This window comes from Streptomyces sp. CWNU-52B, assembly GCF_047444975.1.
Lineage (GTDB): Bacteria > Actinomycetota > Actinomycetes > Streptomycetales > Streptomycetaceae > Streptomyces.
In genome coordinates this window covers 385,847-399,642 of the sequence record NZ_JBLFJV010000005.1, presented here as the reverse complement: position 1 = coordinate 399,642, position 13,796 = coordinate 385,847, and the positions used below count along the sequence as shown (strand labels likewise).

The 13,796-nt window shown below is 70.6% G+C and carries 15 protein-coding genes and 1 riboswitch; of the genes, 9 read left to right on the top strand and 6 right to left on the bottom strand.

What is annotated here, in order from left to right:
• The first annotated feature begins 21 nt into the window (after positions 1-21).
• Positions 22-468, top strand: coding sequence for an ATP-binding protein (locus tag ACLVWQ_RS04625; RefSeq protein WP_414107393.1), 447 nt, complete (start codon positions 22-24; stop codon positions 466-468).
• Positions 469-654: 186 nt separating this feature from the next.
• Here ACLVWQ_RS04625 and ACLVWQ_RS04620 read toward each other — a convergent pair whose 3' ends face one another.
• Positions 655-1,068, bottom strand: coding sequence for a hypothetical protein (locus ACLVWQ_RS04620; RefSeq protein ID WP_414106849.1), 414 nt, complete (start codon positions 1,066-1,068; stop codon positions 655-657).
• A 193-nt stretch (positions 1,069-1,261) separates the two neighbouring features.
• Positions 1,262-1,612 carry a hypothetical protein gene (locus tag ACLVWQ_RS04615; protein ID WP_414106848.1) on the bottom strand — a complete coding sequence of 117 codons (351 nt, stop codon included), beginning with the start codon at positions 1,610-1,612 and terminating at the stop codon, positions 1,262-1,264.
• Between the two features lie 473 nt (positions 1,613-2,085).
• Between ACLVWQ_RS04615 and ACLVWQ_RS04610 the strand changes: the two genes are divergently transcribed.
• Positions 2,086-2,790, top strand: coding sequence for a GAF and ANTAR domain-containing protein (locus tag ACLVWQ_RS04610; RefSeq protein WP_414106847.1), 705 nt, complete (start codon positions 2,086-2,088; stop codon positions 2,788-2,790).
• A 24-nt stretch (positions 2,791-2,814) separates the two neighbouring features.
• On the opposite strand, the gene ACLVWQ_RS04605 is transcribed toward ACLVWQ_RS04610, so the two are convergent.
• On the bottom strand, positions 2,815-4,044 hold the full coding sequence (locus tag ACLVWQ_RS04605) for a phospholipase D-like domain-containing protein (protein ID WP_414106846.1): 1,230 nt from the start codon (positions 4,042-4,044) through the stop codon (positions 2,815-2,817).
• Positions 4,045-4,267: 223 nt separating this feature from the next.
• On the opposite strand from ACLVWQ_RS04605, the gene ACLVWQ_RS04600 reads away from it, so the two are divergent.
• Together ACLVWQ_RS04600 and ACLVWQ_RS04595 are read left to right on the top strand one after the other, a co-directional pair.
• Positions 4,268-4,744: a hypothetical protein gene (locus ACLVWQ_RS04600; RefSeq protein WP_414106845.1), complete on the top strand. Its 477-nt coding sequence runs from the start codon at positions 4,268-4,270 to the stop codon at positions 4,742-4,744.
• Positions 4,745-4,989: 245 nt separating this feature from the next.
• Positions 4,990-5,742 carry a hypothetical protein gene (locus tag ACLVWQ_RS04595; RefSeq protein WP_414106844.1) on the top strand — a complete coding sequence of 251 codons (753 nt, stop codon included), beginning with the start codon at positions 4,990-4,992 and terminating at the stop codon, positions 5,740-5,742.
• A 52-nt stretch (positions 5,743-5,794) separates the two neighbouring features.
• Here ACLVWQ_RS04595 and ACLVWQ_RS04590 read toward each other — a convergent pair whose 3' ends face one another.
• Entirely contained in the window at positions 5,795-7,471 is a 1,677-nt protein-coding gene (locus ACLVWQ_RS04590) for a cellulase family glycosylhydrolase (protein ID WP_414106843.1), read from the bottom strand.
• Between the two features lie 231 nt (positions 7,472-7,702).
• Positions 7,703-7,885: riboswitch (cobalamin riboswitch) on the top strand.
• 29 nt (positions 7,886-7,914) lie between these two features.
• Between ACLVWQ_RS04590 and ACLVWQ_RS04585 the strand changes: the two genes are divergently transcribed.
• The 4 genes from ACLVWQ_RS04585 to ACLVWQ_RS04570 are packed head-to-tail and all read left to right on the top strand — an operon-like array spanning position 7,915 to position 10,729.
• Entirely contained in the window at positions 7,915-8,646 is a 732-nt protein-coding gene (locus ACLVWQ_RS04585; protein ID WP_414106842.1) for an energy-coupling factor ABC transporter permease, read from the top strand.
• On the top strand, positions 8,643-9,113 hold the full coding sequence (locus ACLVWQ_RS04580; protein ID WP_414106841.1) for an energy-coupling factor ABC transporter substrate-binding protein: 471 nt from the start codon (positions 8,643-8,645) through the stop codon (positions 9,111-9,113). Before ACLVWQ_RS04585 ends, ACLVWQ_RS04580 begins: the two co-directional genes overlap by 4 nt.
• A gap of 6 nt (positions 9,114-9,119) precedes the next feature.
• Positions 9,120-9,869, top strand: a complete 750-nt coding sequence (gene cbiQ / locus ACLVWQ_RS04575) for a cobalt ECF transporter T component CbiQ (protein WP_414106840.1) — start codon at positions 9,120-9,122, stop codon at positions 9,867-9,869.
• The gene (locus ACLVWQ_RS04570; protein WP_414106839.1) at positions 9,866-10,729 is read left to right on the top strand and encodes an energy-coupling factor ABC transporter ATP-binding protein; all 864 of its coding nucleotides are present in this window, start codon (positions 9,866-9,868) and stop codon (positions 10,727-10,729) included. Before cbiQ ends, ACLVWQ_RS04570 begins: the two co-directional genes overlap by 4 nt.
• A gap of 24 nt (positions 10,730-10,753) precedes the next feature.
• Here ACLVWQ_RS04570 and ACLVWQ_RS04565 read toward each other — a convergent pair whose 3' ends face one another.
• Positions 10,754-11,383 carry a GNAT family N-acetyltransferase gene (locus ACLVWQ_RS04565; RefSeq protein ID WP_414106838.1) on the bottom strand — a complete coding sequence of 210 codons (630 nt, stop codon included), beginning with the start codon at positions 11,381-11,383 and terminating at the stop codon, positions 10,754-10,756.
• Positions 11,384-11,596: 213 nt separating this feature from the next.
• On the opposite strand from ACLVWQ_RS04565, the gene ACLVWQ_RS04560 reads away from it, so the two are divergent.
• Complete coding sequence (locus ACLVWQ_RS04560; protein ID WP_414106837.1) at positions 11,597-12,100, top strand: lamin tail domain-containing protein; 504 nt, start codon at positions 11,597-11,599, stop codon at positions 12,098-12,100.
• A gap of 96 nt (positions 12,101-12,196) precedes the next feature.
• Here the strand turns inward: ACLVWQ_RS04560 and ACLVWQ_RS04555 are convergent, their stop codons facing one another.
• Complete coding sequence (locus ACLVWQ_RS04555; RefSeq protein WP_414106836.1) at positions 12,197-13,666, bottom strand: FAD-dependent oxidoreductase; 1,470 nt, start codon at positions 13,664-13,666, stop codon at positions 12,197-12,199.
• Positions 13,667-13,796: the final 130 nt, after the last annotated feature.

Sequence of the window (13,796 nt, the reverse complement as noted above, 5' to 3'; positions counted from 1 at the left end):
TCCGCAGTGGCCAAGAACCAGATGACAGAGCGGAGCAGTCCGACGACGGCGCCCGCGCCGCTTCGGCGCACCTCGTCCGGACCGCGCAGTCCGGCCGAGGTGCGCGAGGAGGTGAGGCACGCGCTCGCAGAGGCGCGGCGGTCCCGGCGACGCGAGATCGTGGGCGACGACGACATCATCGGGGACGCCCTGCTCGTCGCCTCGGAACTCACGACCAACGCGATGCTGCACGGCGGCGGCGTCACCGGCTTCGAGGTGACGCTGGACGACCGGGGGGTGTGTCTGTCGGTGAGCGACCGCAGCCAGGAGTTCCCCGTCCCCACCCGGCGGGTGAGCGGGCGGGACGCCATGCGGCCCGGAGGCCACGGCTGGCCGATCGTCTGCCGGCTGGCCCGCGACATCACGATCTCGGAGCTCGGGACCGGTGGAAAACGCATCACGGCCGTGGTGCCGCTGACCCGTAGGTGAGGCATCCGGGGAGGAACATCACCCGTCCTGGGACCAGGGCGAAGGCCGGAACGCAAACGGCGCAAAGAGTCCGAGGACGTGACGGCCACGAAGGGGACCGCGCAAGGCGTGGCCTCTCACCGGCCGGGTCCCCCACCCCGACCGCCGCACACCGCGCTTCCCCGCCCTGCCCCGATGCCCCGTCCGTCAGGCCGTGAGGGCCTGACGCCGGGGTACGTCGGCCACCGCCGACGGTGCGGGACGCTCAGGGGAACGCGGGACGGGCCGCACCGCGGGACGGACCGCGGGGCGTGCCGCTGGACGCGGCGCGGGACGCTCGGCCGGACGCACCGGGTACGTGGTCTTCGACGGGTCGACCATCGGGTCCCCCAGCACGATCCGGCCGGCCGCCTGCAGCGCGTCGCACTCGTCCGTGGGCAGGGCCACATAGCAGCCTCCGTACCCGGAGCCGGGGGTGGCGGACTGCCAATAGCCGTATCTGCGGCGGCCGTTGGCGTGCACCGTCAGGCAGACGGGGACACGCTGCACCGTGATCAGACGCAGGACCTCGGCACCGGCGGTGTCGAGTGGAGCGGACGTGTGCGGAAGAGCTCGCAGCATGATCAGCGCTCCCCGTTCGTGGCTGGCGGCACGGCACGGCGGTGGAATGTGGGGGTCATGTGCGGGCGGCCTTTCGACGGACGGGTTCGATCACGTGTCGCCAGGGGCGACGGTGTGCTCGCTGCTCGGCATTCTTCCGGAGGGCACTGACAACGCGGCCCGAGCCGCGTGGTGGCCTCTCCACGACCGGCGTTCACCGGCGGTCGGGCGGTGTCGGCGCGTGATGGGTGCGACCTTCCGCTTCACCCTGGACGAAAGGGTCGTCAGCGGCGTCGTACACCCCCGCGTGGTCGGAGAGCGCTTCGGTGATGCGCTCCCATTCCTCGACCTCCGCCCGCGCGATCAGCGCGTCGCGGCCGGTGAGCGAACCGTCGCCGGCCGCCCTGCGGGCCCGGTCCAGTGCGCTCTTCGCCTCGTGATGCCGCATTCCCGTGGCCGAGCGGCGGACCCGCGTCCAGGCGTCACGTTCGTCTTCGGACGGCTCCGCCACCTCGTCGCTCATGTCGTCGACGAGACCGGACGCTCGGTCCTGCTCCAGGCTCACTTCTCCACCCCGTTCGGGTACCGCACCAAAAGCTTCCTTCAGCAGGCTTCGTCTGCCCCCGTCGCCGGGACCGACACCTGTCGACGGTGACGAGTCCCGCTGCTTCGGGGGAGCCCTGAGCGCCGGGTGGTCAAGCCCGGTCGATGAGACCCGAAAGTGCTTCGCACCTCGGGTTTCACCCCTGCACACCCCCCAGCCTACGCACTGTTGACCCCGGAAGTGCGGCTACGGCCGCACCTCCTCGAAGCTCGTTCTCCGACCTCGCTCCCGCCTCCCCGGGCACCGATGCTCCGACCCCTGCCGAGGGCTCCTGCGGAGACCGTTCCGAGGCGGTGCGCGGACGGGCCCGACCCGAAACACCTCGCCCCGACCCGACGGGTGACACACGGGTGGCAGGATGAGCCCTGTCTTCCCGAAACGGCGTCCGGGATGCTTCAGAGTCGGGACTCTTCAGAGAAATGAGCAGGTGACACATGTCGCAGGAGCCGGGTGAACTCTGGGAGCAGTTCGCGATCGCCGTGGCGGAGATGGCACGGGACCTGCTGGCACAGGACTCCGCCCAGGGCACCCTCGACCGCGTCGTGGAGCACGCGACGGTGTTGATCAACGGGTGCGACGAAGCCGGCATCCTCACCGTGCGCCAGGGCCAGGTGCACGCCCTGGCGGCGACGAGCGACCGGGTGCGCCTCGCGGACCGGATCCAGGGGGATCTGCGGGAAGGCCCGTGCTTCGACGCCGTGACCGACCGTCAGCAGATCTACACCATCCAGGACCTGAGACAGCCGAGTACGCGATGGCCGCTCTTCGCCCCCGAGCTGAGGAAGATGGGCATGGGAAGCATGATGGGCTTCCTCCTGTTCACCGAGGACGACGACCTCGGCGCCCTGAACCTGTACTCGGAGAGCCCGGACACCTTCGACGACACCGCTCAGCGGGCCGGCTGGATACTCGCCTCCCACGCGGCCGTGGCCTTCTCCGCGGCCCGTACGCATCAGCAGCTCAGCCACGCCCTGGAGACCCGCCACGAGATCGGCGAGGCCATGGGCATCCTCATGGAACGCTATCGGCTGACCGAGGACACGGCCTTCAAGCTGCTGAAGAAGACGTCCCAGGACCGCAACGTCAAACTGCGCGAGATCGCCCGCCAGATCTGCCGGACGGGCGAGAAGCCCGCCTGACCGTACGGGCCCGCGCCGGCGGGTCTACAGGAAGCGGCGGATCGGGATGACCGCGGTCTCCCGGACCCGCTGCACGACGGAGCGTCGCTTCCAGCGGCCCTTGCTGATCAGGGTGCTGGCCGCCACGTCCTCGTCGAAGTGGGCGTCGAGCGTCGCCGTGAACTCCTCGTCCAGCACGGCGAGCATGATCTCCTCGTCGTGGTCGAGCGAGCGCCGGTTGAAGTTGGTCGAGCCGACCAGCGCGGCGACCCGGTCCACGGTGACGACCTTGGCGTGCATCATCGTCGGCTGGTACTGGTGGATCTTCACACCGCAGGCGGTCAGGTCCTCGTAGTGGTGCTGGCCGGCCAGCTGGCAGACCCGCTTGTCCGTGTGCGGGCCCGGCAGCAGGATCTCCACCTCCACACCCCGGCGGGCCGCGGCGCACAGCAGCTCGACGAAGAAGGCGTCCGGCGAGAAGTAGGCCGTGCACAGCCGGAAGCGCTCCTCGGCGGACTCCAGCATCACCCGGAGCAGGGTCTGCATGTCCTGCCAGCCGAAGCTGGCCGAGCCGCGCACCACCTGCACCACGGCCCCGCCCTGGGGGTCATGGGTGACGAACCGGTCGCGCGCGTCGAAGAGCTCGTCGTGGCACTCGGCCCAGTTCTGCGCGAACGCGGCGGCGATGCCGTCCACCGACGGACCCCGGACCTCGACATGCGTGTCACGCCACTCGTGCTCGTTGCGCGCGTCGCCGCACCACTCCTGCGCGATACCGACCCCGCCGGTGAACGCCGTCTGCTCGTCGACGACGAGAACCTTGCGGTGACAACGGTGGTTCTGCTTGAACGGCGAGAGGGCGAGCGGTTTACGGAACCACGCGACCTGCACCCCGGCCTGCTCCATGGCCGCCAGCAGGTCCTTCTCGATGAGCCTGCTGCCGAAGCCGTCGAGCAGCAGCCGCACCCGCACACCTGCGGCGGCCCGCTCGGCGAGCGCCCGGGCGAACTCGCGGGCGATGTCACCCTTCCAGTAGACGAAGGTCATCATGTCCACGGTGTGCTCGGCGGACCTGATGCCCGCCAGCATCCCGGCGAAGATCTCGTCGCCGTTGCGCAGCACGGTGAGGGCGTTGCCCTCGGTCGCGGCGATGCCGATGAGTCTCTCCAGCCGGCGCCTTATCCGCTCCGCACGTTCCTGGAACACCGGCGACGCCCGGGGCTCGGAGGCTTCGGGCGTCGTCTCGCGCTCCGGCTGGTCCTGTGTACTGGTCATGGGTCACCTGGCCGGCACTCGGAGGAGTCAGGGGGGAAGCGCGCTGCCCGGTCCGGCACGGGCGCGGCGAGGAGACTGTACTCCGGCTTCCCGGGCATTCGAGGTCGAGAGAGACGAACGCGACAGTCGGACACCTCACCGCCTGACACCGTGCGCGGGGTGACAGCCCGCACCCCGCGCGGGGGATCGACCTGCCCAGGGCGTCGAAAGGACGAGCAGAGCCATGAGTGACGAGCAGGACCCGCTCCGCGAGTCGGCCGCGCCGATCGTGACCGAACCCGTGCCGGATCTCCAGCTGCAGATGCTGGTACGGCTGGTCGGCCAGGACCCGCACGCCGCACTGCCGGTCACCTTCGTCATCGGGGGTGGTCTCCTCTACGGCGACCTGATCTCCCACAAGGCGTGGACGACCGACTGGGCGCGCAGCCTGCGCGGCGTCGACGGGGCCGGCGCACAACTGCTGGAACGCTTTCCCGAGCAGGTGGACGAGGTGGTCAGCGACAAGCAGGGGCGTCAGGCCCCGCAGCGACTGCCGCAGTGGATCCACCTGCGTGACGCCACCAGTGTCGTCGGACCGGGTGACCCCGTCGTCATGCCCCTGTGGCGGGGGCGGCTCACGGATGTCTCCGGATGGTCCCTGGGCAAGCCCGACAGCTCACCCGGAATCACTGGAGAGACACCACAGGACACCCGCCGCTGACGAGGACGGCAAAACCGGTCAGGGCATTCGTACAGTCACCTTGAAGGTTGAATTCGAGACACCGCTTCGCGCGGCTGGTCAGGTGTCTTCCGTGTACGCCCCCGCCTGCACCTTTGCAGTCCACAGCGGCGCTTTCCGAGTCATATGACGGCCGGGACGAACCCGACAACTTCGGGATCATGGCCTGATGATGCGAGTAGCATCCGGCCCCAGCACCAACACGATGACGAGGAAAGGTGACCACCATGTCCGAAGTCGAATCGGCCGCCACGGAGCTCAAGTCCCAGTACGCCGCCCAGGTGTCCGCGGATCTCGATCGCAACACCACGGAGCAGGAACGTATCAGCGCCGAAGTGGCCGCGCTGGAGGAGCAGTTGCGCGCCCTGCGGCACGATCAGTCCCTGTTGGCCGAACTGCGGCGGGCGTTGGGCGGCGAAGGCCCCGCACCGGTGGCCCCGAGCGCCAAGAAGGGCTCCGCTCCGGCGCCTTCGGTGCCGCGGCAGGCCACCGCCACGGCAGGCAAGCGCAAGAAGGCCACCGCCACGAAGCCGGTGGCCAAGCCCACCGCGGCCAGGGCCACCGCCACCAAGCCCGCGGCCGCCAAGCCGGCCGACAAGGCCAGCGCCAAGTCGGCTGCCCCGAAGACCGCCGCCAGGAGCACGGTGAAGTCCGCCGCGGTCAAGCCCGCCCCCGCCAAGTCCCAGGCGGCCAAGCCGGCCGACGGTGGCCCCACTCTCGTCGAGCTCATCCGTGAGCACCTCGGCCGGCAGTCCGAGCCGCGCTCGTCCGCCGAGCTCTCCACGGCGCTGACCGAGGCCCACCCCGAGCGCGAGATCAAGCCCAAGGTCGTACGCACCACGGTGGAGGGACTCGTCGCCAGGGGCCAGGTCCAGCGCACCAAGCAGGGTTCGTCCGTCTTCTACACGGCGTCCACGTCCGCTCCGGCCGGCACCGACGCGGGCACGGCCACGGAAAAGGCTCCGGACACCGCCTCCTGACTGCCCCTCAGCCGACGGGGCACGAGGTCCCCGCCGGCCGACGGCTGCCGCGTCAGGCGGTGGCGCAGGCGGTGTCGTCGAGGGCGAACGCGGCCGGGGCCGTGTTGGCAGCGCCCTTGTTGCCGGTGAACCCGACGGTGACCGAGCCGCTCGCGGGGATGGTGGAGGTGTACGAGGCAGGGGCGACGCTCACCGTGGCGCCGCTCTGGGTCGGCGTCCCACCCCACATGGCGGAGACGGTCTGGCCGTCGGCGAAGGCGAAGACCAGTTTCCAGCCGCTGACGGCGGCGGTGCCCGTGTTGCGGATGGTGATCTCACCCTGGAAGCCGCCCGGCCACTCGCCGACGACGCGGTAACCGACGGAACAGCTCGTGCCGGGGACACTGCCCCCGTCGTCGGTGGTGACGTTCACCGTGGCCGAGCGGGGCGAGCGGTTCCCGGCCGCGTCACGTGCGTAGACGGCGAAGGTGTACGCCGTGTTCGCGCTGAGCCCGGTGACGGTGGCGGAGTTGGTGGTGGACGCGGCGACCGTGGCCTCGGAGCCACCGCTGACCCGGACGATGTCATAGGCGACGACGCCGACGTCGTCGGTCGCGGCGGTCCAGGTGAGGGTCACCGACGTGGCCGCCACGGCGGCGGCCCTGGGGGTGCCGGGAGCGGTCGGGGCCTGGGTGTCACCCGGGTCTCCGCCGCCGAAGACCGTGGCCTCCTCGGAGGTCTGCGCGATGCCGTCGGCTCCGTTGAAGATGCGCTGACCCCAGGAACTCAGCTGGTTCGGGTCGAAGCCGATCGTGAGGTCGAGGACGGGGTCGGTGTTGCCGCTCCAGGACCACGCGAGATAGCCGAGCCGGAGCTGCTGCGCCGCGGCCATCATGGTGTCCTCGTCCGGGTCGCCGTACTGGTCGGCCGGACCGCCGAACTCGCCTATCAGCAGCGGGAGTCCGGCATCGACGAAGGCGTTCAGGTAGTCGGTGATCTCCTGCGCGGTGTCGAAGACGCTGTACATGTGGATCGAGAAGATCAGGTTGCCGGTGGTGTCGGCGTCGTAGACGGACCGGGCGTTGGCCCGCATGACTCCTTGCCAGTCCTGACCCCAGTTGGGCGCGTCCACCATGATGGTGTGCTCGAAGCCGGCGGCGCGCAGCTTCTTGACGGCGGCGATCGTGGGATCGGTCCAGCCCGCGGGGTCGGTGTTGCCCCAGGGCTCGTTGCCGATGTTGATGACGACGTAGTTCTCTTCGCCGGTGAGCACGCTCTTCAGGCCGATCCAGTAGTCGGCCGCCTGGTCGAGCGTGGCGGCCGCCGCCTCCTCGCCGTACCCGGTGGTGTCGTGCACCTCCAGTACGCAGATGAGCCGGTTGGCCTTGCACTGGGCGACGACGGCGGCCACGTCCGCGGCGCTGTTCCGGGTCCAGCGGTGGCCGTTGGAGAGAACGACGCGGACGGTGTTGGCGCCGAGCGCCTTGATGTCGGCCAGCGACTGCGTCTCGCCCGGGTACCAGGTGTGGGCGTGGTTGACGCCGCGCATGACGAAATCGTTGCCGTTGCCTTCCAGCAGCCGGCCGTCGTCGACATGGAGGCCGGTCGCGAGGACGCCGGGCGACGGCGACTGGGCCTGCGCGGCAGTCGGAATCAGGGCGCCGAGGACGACGAGCCCCAGCAACGCGGCCAGTTGGGCCAGCAGGGCGCCGACATGGCTCTTTCGTGTCGTGCTTCTTGCTCTTCTCACTGCGACTCCAGAAAGTGAGCGCCAAGAAACGTGGGTTTCGGAATAGTGGGAGCGCTCCCATAGAGTCATCTCGTCAAGAGCACGTCAAGACTTGGCGCATGCTTCGGCACGTACCGAAGGGCCGCGAGGGGCCCCTGGGGACGGCGTTCCGGCCTCGTCGAGGGCCCGGTCCACACCCTCTGACCATGGACGCGCCGGTGAGGACGCCTTGTCACCACCCCGTCACGCGCACTACTGTCACCACGCCTTGGTGCTCGGGAAATCGGTGTGATGCCGGTGCGGCCCTCGCCACTGTGATCGGGAAGTCCGGCTCCAGCCCTCACGGGCAGCCACTGGGTCCTCGGACCCGGGAAGGCGGAGCACGGGTGGTCTTACCCGTAAGCCAGGAGACCGGCCAAGGCGCGTCAACCATCCACGAGGTGCTGGAGAGGGTCTGCTGAGCCATGCACATTGCCGAGGGTTTTCTTCCTCCGGCGCACGCGGTCGCCTGGGGCGTCGCGTCGGCGCCGTTCGTCGTCCACGGAGTCCGGTCGCTCACCCGTGAGGTCAAGGAGCATCCCGAGAGCACACTGCTCATCGGGGCGTCCGGGGCCTTCACCTTCGTTCTCTCCGCGCTGAAGCTGCCGTCCGTGACCGGCAGTTGCTCGCACCCCACCGGTACGGGACTGGGCGCCATCCTGTTCCGGCCACCGATCATGGCGGTTCTCGGCACCATCACGCTGCTCTTCCAGGCGCTGCTGCTCGCGCACGGCGGGCTGACCACGCTGGGCGCCAACGTCTTCTCGATGGCGATCGTCGGGCCATGGGCGGGCTACGGGATCTACCGGCTGCTGCGGCGGTTCGACGTACCGCTGATGGTCGCGGTGTTCTTCGGGGCGTTCGTCGCCGACCTGTCGACCTACTGCGTCACCAGTGTGCAGCTGGCCCTCGCGTTCCCCGACCCGAGCAGCGGGTTCCTGGGGGCGCTCGGCAAGTTCGGCTCGATCTTCGCCGTCACCCAGATCCCGCTCGCGGTGAGCGAGGGGCTGCTGACCGTGCTGGTCATGCGGCTGCTGGTGCAGTCGAGCAAGGGCGAGCTGACCCGGCTCGGTGTGTTCCTCGCGAGGAAGCAGTCCGGGACCGGGACGGCCGACACGACCGAGGCGTCCGAGGCGTCCGAGGCGGTGACCCGATGAGCCGTAACGCGAAGATCAACGCCCTGCTCCTGTTCGTCGTGGCCGCGCTCGCCGTGCTGCCACTCGCCTTCGGCCTGGGCGACCACAAGGAGGAGCCGTTCACGGGTTCCGACGCGGAGGCGGAGACGGCGATCACCGAGATCGAGCCGGACTACGAGCCGTGGTTCTCGCCCCTGTACGAACCGCCGTCCGGTGAGATCGAGTCCGCGCTGTTCGCCCTCCAGGCAGCTCTCGGCGCGGGCGTCCTCGCCTACTACTTCGGTCTGCGCCGGGGGCGGCGCCAGGGTGAACTCCGGGCACTGGCACAGCGGGACGGCCAGGCCGCCGCGTCCGGGACCTCTGGTGTCTCCACGGCTCAGGCAGTCCCGGGGAGCGCACCCGGCTCCGGCGCCGGCTCCAGTGCCGGTACTGGAACCGGTACGAGTACCGGCACCGGAGCCGGTGAGTCCGCGGCCGGACGGATCTGAGTTCTCGTGCTGCCGATCGACGCGGCGGCGCACAGCAGTCGCTGGCGCCGCCGCCACCCCGTGGACAAGGCCGTGCTCGGTCTCGGTCTGACCGTGCTGGCCATCTCGCTCCCACCCTGGCCGGGCGCCGCCCTGGTCCTGGTGACGGCCCTGGTCGTGCTGCTGGGTCCGGCCGCCGTGCCCGGCCGCCGGCTCTGGCGCGCCTATCGGGTGCCGCTCGGTTTCTGCGTGACCGGGGCGCTCCCCCTGCTCCTCCAGGTCGGCGGTCCCGACGGGTTCGTCACCCTGGCCGAGGGCGGGCCGGCGCGAGCCGGAGAACTGCTGTTGCGCACCTCCGCCGCCTCCCTCGGGGTGCTCCTGTTCGCGTTCACCACTCCCCTGTCCGACCTGCTGCCACGGCTGGTGAACGCCGGGGTGCCCGCGCCGGTCGTCGACGTCGCCCTGGTCACGTACCGGATGAGCTTCCTGCTCCTCGACTCCGTACGGCGGATCAGGGAGGCGCAGGCCGCCCGGCTGGGACACACCACTCGTGCCGCCACCTGGCGTTCGCTGGCCGGGCTCGGTGCCACCGCCTTCGTCCGGGCCTTCGACCGGGCGACCCGCCTTCAGGCCGGGCTCGCCGGGCGCGGTTATGACGGCACCCTGCGCGTCCTGGTGCCGCCGGCCCGCGTCTCCGCGCGTTTCGCCCTCGCCAGCGTCGCGCTGCTCGGGGCCCTGGCCGCCCTCACCTTCGTACTGGAAAGGCCGCTGCGATGAGCGAGCCCGTGCTGGTCGCCCTGCGGGGCGCGTCCTACGCGTACGAGGACGGTCCGACCGTGCTCAGCGGCCTCGACTTCGAGGTGCGGGCCGGGCGCGCGCTCGCCCTGCTCGGCCGCAACGGCAGCGGCAAGACCACGCTGATGCGGCTGCTCAGCGGCGGACTGCGGCCGCGCGCCGGGCAGTTGACCGTCGAGGGCCGGCCGGTCCGGTACGACCGCAAGGGCCTGACCCTGCTGCGTACGACCGTCCAGCTGGTGGTCCAGGACCCGGACGACCAGCTGTTCGCCGCGTCCGTCGGCCAGGACGTGTCGTTCGGGCCGCTGAACCTCGGCCTGCCCGACACCGAGGTACGGGCCCGGGTGGCCGAGGCGCTCGCCGCGCTGGACATCACGGCGCTGGCCGACCGGCCCACCCACCTGCTCTCCTACGGCCAGCGCAAGAGGACCGCGATCGCGGGCGCGGTGGCGATGCGGCCACGTGTCCTGATCCTCGACGAACCGACCGCGGGGCTCGATCCGGACGGCCAGGAGCGGCTGTTGTCGACCCTCGGCGGGCTGCGCGAGAGCGGCACCACGGTGGTGATGGCGACGCACGACGTGGATCTCGCGCTGCGCTGGGCGGACGACGCGGCGCTGCTCACCCCGTCCGGGGCGGTCACCGGACCGGCGGCCGTGACCCTGGCCCGCACGGAGCTGCTGGAGCAGGCGGGGCTGCGGCTGCCCTGGGGCATCGCGGTGGCCGAACTCCTGCGTACGCAGGGCCTGTTGACGGATCCCGGCGCCGGTCCACAGACCGCGGACGAACTGGCCGCCCTGACCTCACGGCACCCCGCACCCCCGGTACCGGCTGACGGCTGACGGAGTGCAGGGTGCGGGGCGGTCCTACAGCGTGCCCGGTGCGGTCGGCCTGCCCAGGTACGTGAGGGGTCCGGGGGCCGGCACGGGGATCTCGTGGAAACCCAGGCGGTCGTAGAACGCCCGCGCGGCGGTGTTGGCGGTGACCATGCCCAGATGGACCGCGGGGACACCGCGGTCGTCGAGGGCGGTCAGCAGGGCTCGCATCAATTCCCGCCCGAAGCCACGCCGTTGCCACCCCGGCAGGAGGTCGATGTGCAGATGGGCCGGATAGTCGGCCAGTTCGGGCAGGACCATCCGCTCGGGCGTGTGCAGCAGACGGACCATCTCCTCGCTGGGCGTGCGGGGTTCCCCGACGGGCTCGGGGTAGCGTCCGGCGACCAGCGGGATCCAGCCCTCGCGGAAGTTCGTGACGAACCGCCGTGTGTCCGCGGTGCCGACGACGTATCCGACCGCCCTGCCCGCTCCGTCGTCCAGGACGAACGCCAGCTCCGGCTCCAGGTGACAGTAGGGCGCGGCGAAGAGGGACGGCATCAGCTCCTCGTCCGGATAGAGCTCACGCGAGTCCCCTCCTTCGTCCGCGGTCCGCACACAGACGTCCGCGACCGCGGCACGGTCGGCGGGTTCGTAGGGACGGATCCTCGGCTGCGGAGACATGACGAGCATCCTGACGCGCCCGGGAGCGCTCCCACAAGCCGGTGGACACGACCGAGGAGAAGGCTGTCGAACTCGTGCCGCTCAATAGCACGTTCCCATGAATGTGGAGGCAAAATTCACCTCCCCGACACGGTGCCTTCACACCATGGCTAGGATTCGGTGTCCTGCAAGGATCCAGAGGGGGGCTTGCAGGAATACAGAGGGGGAATTCTCATGCGCAAGCATCCGGTCATAGCCGCGGCCTTCGCCACCGTCACCGCCGGCGCGCTGGCCGTCGTCGTCGCCGCGCCGGCCCAGGCGGCCGAGTACCACTCGGCGCTGAAGATCCGCGGCGTGCAGTACGACGCACCCGGCAGGGACTCCAACAGCTGCGCCTCCGGCAACACGGACAAGGAGTACCTGACGATCAAGAACTACTCGGCCTCGGCGACCATCAACCTCAAGAACTACCTGGTGAAGGACGCCGCCGGGAATCGTTTCCGCTTCACCGCGAACCACTACCTCCAGCCCGGCGACTACGTGAAGCTGCGCGGCGGCAACGGCACCGACTCCGACAGCCGGAACGTCGTCTACCGCGACAACTGCAACTTCATGTGGAACAACAGCGGCGACACCATTTATCTCTACAAGCCGGCCGGCACCCGTTCCGACGTGCACGCCTACACGAAGCGCGGCTCGGACTCCGACGGCAACGGCTACATCCGCTTCCACAACTGATCCCGCGCCCGGTGCCGGGCCTGGTTCCACGACCGGGCCGGCCGGGGTGCGTCGTCCGGCGGGTCGTCCCGCCGGACGACGCACCCCGGCGGCCGTTCAGGCCGTCGCGGCCCGGCGTTCACGGTCCGTCAGCGGCGGCCCCGCGAGGTGGGGCTTCTTGCGGCCGAAGCAGACCAGGGCGAGCATGTCGGGCATGAAGAGCCGGGCAGGCGGCCTCTCCATGCTGATCACGTCCAGCAGGATGCGCAGGGCGCGCGGGTTGCGCGAACCGGCGTCGACAGCCCGGTCCACGAAGGCGGCGAGTGTCCTTTCGAGCCGCGTGGGGGGCTCGTCGCTCGCGCCCGGATAGAACACGTCCTGGCCCACGGCCAGGATCCAGGCGTTCCCGACCGGCCGCGCCGCGTTCTTCTGGACGCGCCGGGCCGTGCCGGGCACGCGGAGGTCCTGTCCTTCCAGGATGCGGCGCAGCGCGACGACGCTCTGCGCCGCGGCGCTCAGCCCGTGGCCGTAGACGGGGTTGTAGCCGGCGACGGCCTCGCCGAGGACGGTGAACCCGTCGGGCCAGCGGCCGGCCTTCTCGTAGTAGCGGCGCCTGTTGGCCGTACTGCGGGTGGTGACGACGTCCGTCTCGGGTTCCGCGCCGGCGAGGAGATCGCCGATGACGGGGTGCGGCAGGCTGAGGGCGAACGGTACGAACGCCTCGTTGTCGGCGCTCGGCCTGCCTCCCCTGGTCCCGGCCAGTGTGACCAGCCACCGGCCGCCCTCGATGGGGGTGATGATGCCGCCCCTGCCGGGGTGCCGGCGGGGGTCGGCCTGGACGTTGACGATCGGGAAGCCGCCCGCGGTCGCGCCGGGAGCGCGATAGATCCGGCTGGCGTAACCGAAGCCGGCGTCCACCGTGCGCTCCGCCACCGGCGGCAGCCCGAGGTCCCGCAGCCAGACGGGGGCGCGGCTGCCCCGTCCGCTCGCGTCGATCACCAGGTCGGCCGGAAGAGTGCTCTCGGTGCCCGCGGATCGTATACGGACTCCGGACACGCGGCGGGCGTCCCCTTCCAGGGACAGCAGTTCGGTCTCCTGGCGCAGGGTGATGCGACGGTTCTTCAGCACCCTGTCGCGGATCACCGCGTCGAGCAGGTCACGGCTGCACAGGAGACTGATGTGACCGGAGTGCGTGAAGCGCCGGAACCACTGGCCCGACGGAGCCTTGGACACCAGGTTCGCCATGACGGGGGTCCTCCGGGCGCCCCGGTCGACGAGCTGGTCGACGATGCCCGGCAGCAGTTCGTCGAGGGCCTTGACGCCGCCGGACCACAGGACGTGCGCGTGCCGGGCCTGCGGAAGGCCCTTGCGGGGCCCGGGTTCTTCGGGCAGGCGGTCCCGCTCGACGATCGTGACGTCCGCGTGGTCCGCGAGTACCGAGGCGGCGAGCATGCCCGTCATGCCCCCTCCGATGACGATCGCGCTGCGCCCGGAGGCGGCCTCCTTCTCAGGATTCGCGTGAGGGTACGAGGTCAGGTGCGCGGTGGGGTGCGCGTCAGGACGTGCGTCAGGGTTCGTGTCGGACATGGGTTGTTGACCCTCTCTGTCGACGTCGACCGCCGTCGGTGCATGGCTGTGGCACGCGGGTCGCGCGGGAGACGGATGATCGCTGTCCGGAGCGTGGGAGCCCGGAGCTTCGTCGGTCCGGCCACCCCTT

What these genes read in the sequence shown, in the direction of transcription:
- ACLVWQ_RS04560 (WP_414106837.1), top strand. Translation starts at nt 11,597, where the DNA reads ATGCGCAAGCATCCGGTCATAGCCGCGGCCTTCGCCACCGTCACCGCC.
- ACLVWQ_RS04570 (WP_414106839.1), top strand. Translation starts at nt 9,866, where the DNA reads ATGAGCGAGCCCGTGCTGGTCGCCCTGCGGGGCGCGTCCTACGCGTAC.
- ACLVWQ_RS04600 (WP_414106845.1), top strand. Translation starts at nt 4,268, where the DNA reads ATGAGTGACGAGCAGGACCCGCTCCGCGAGTCGGCCGCGCCGATCGTG.
- ACLVWQ_RS04595 (WP_414106844.1), top strand. Translation starts at nt 4,990, where the DNA reads ATGTCCGAAGTCGAATCGGCCGCCACGGAGCTCAAGTCCCAGTACGCC.
- ACLVWQ_RS04555 (WP_414106836.1), bottom strand. Translation starts at nt 13,666, where the DNA reads ATGTCCGACACGAACCCTGACGCACGTCCTGACGCGCACCCCACCGCG.
- ACLVWQ_RS04625 (WP_414107393.1), top strand. Translation starts at nt 22, where the DNA reads ATGACAGAGCGGAGCAGTCCGACGACGGCGCCCGCGCCGCTTCGGCGC.
- ACLVWQ_RS04610 (WP_414106847.1), top strand. Translation starts at nt 2,086, where the DNA reads ATGTCGCAGGAGCCGGGTGAACTCTGGGAGCAGTTCGCGATCGCCGTG.
- ACLVWQ_RS04605 (WP_414106846.1), bottom strand. Translation starts at nt 4,044, where the DNA reads ATGACCAGTACACAGGACCAGCCGGAGCGCGAGACGACGCCCGAAGCC.
- ACLVWQ_RS04565 (WP_414106838.1), bottom strand. Translation starts at nt 11,383, where the DNA reads ATGTCTCCGCAGCCGAGGATCCGTCCCTACGAACCCGCCGACCGTGCC.
- ACLVWQ_RS04580 (WP_414106841.1), top strand. Translation starts at nt 8,643, where the DNA reads ATGAGCCGTAACGCGAAGATCAACGCCCTGCTCCTGTTCGTCGTGGCC.
- ACLVWQ_RS04620 (WP_414106849.1), bottom strand. Translation starts at nt 1,068, where the DNA reads ATGCTGCGAGCTCTTCCGCACACGTCCGCTCCACTCGACACCGCCGGT.
- ACLVWQ_RS04585 (WP_414106842.1), top strand. Translation starts at nt 7,915, where the DNA reads ATGCACATTGCCGAGGGTTTTCTTCCTCCGGCGCACGCGGTCGCCTGG.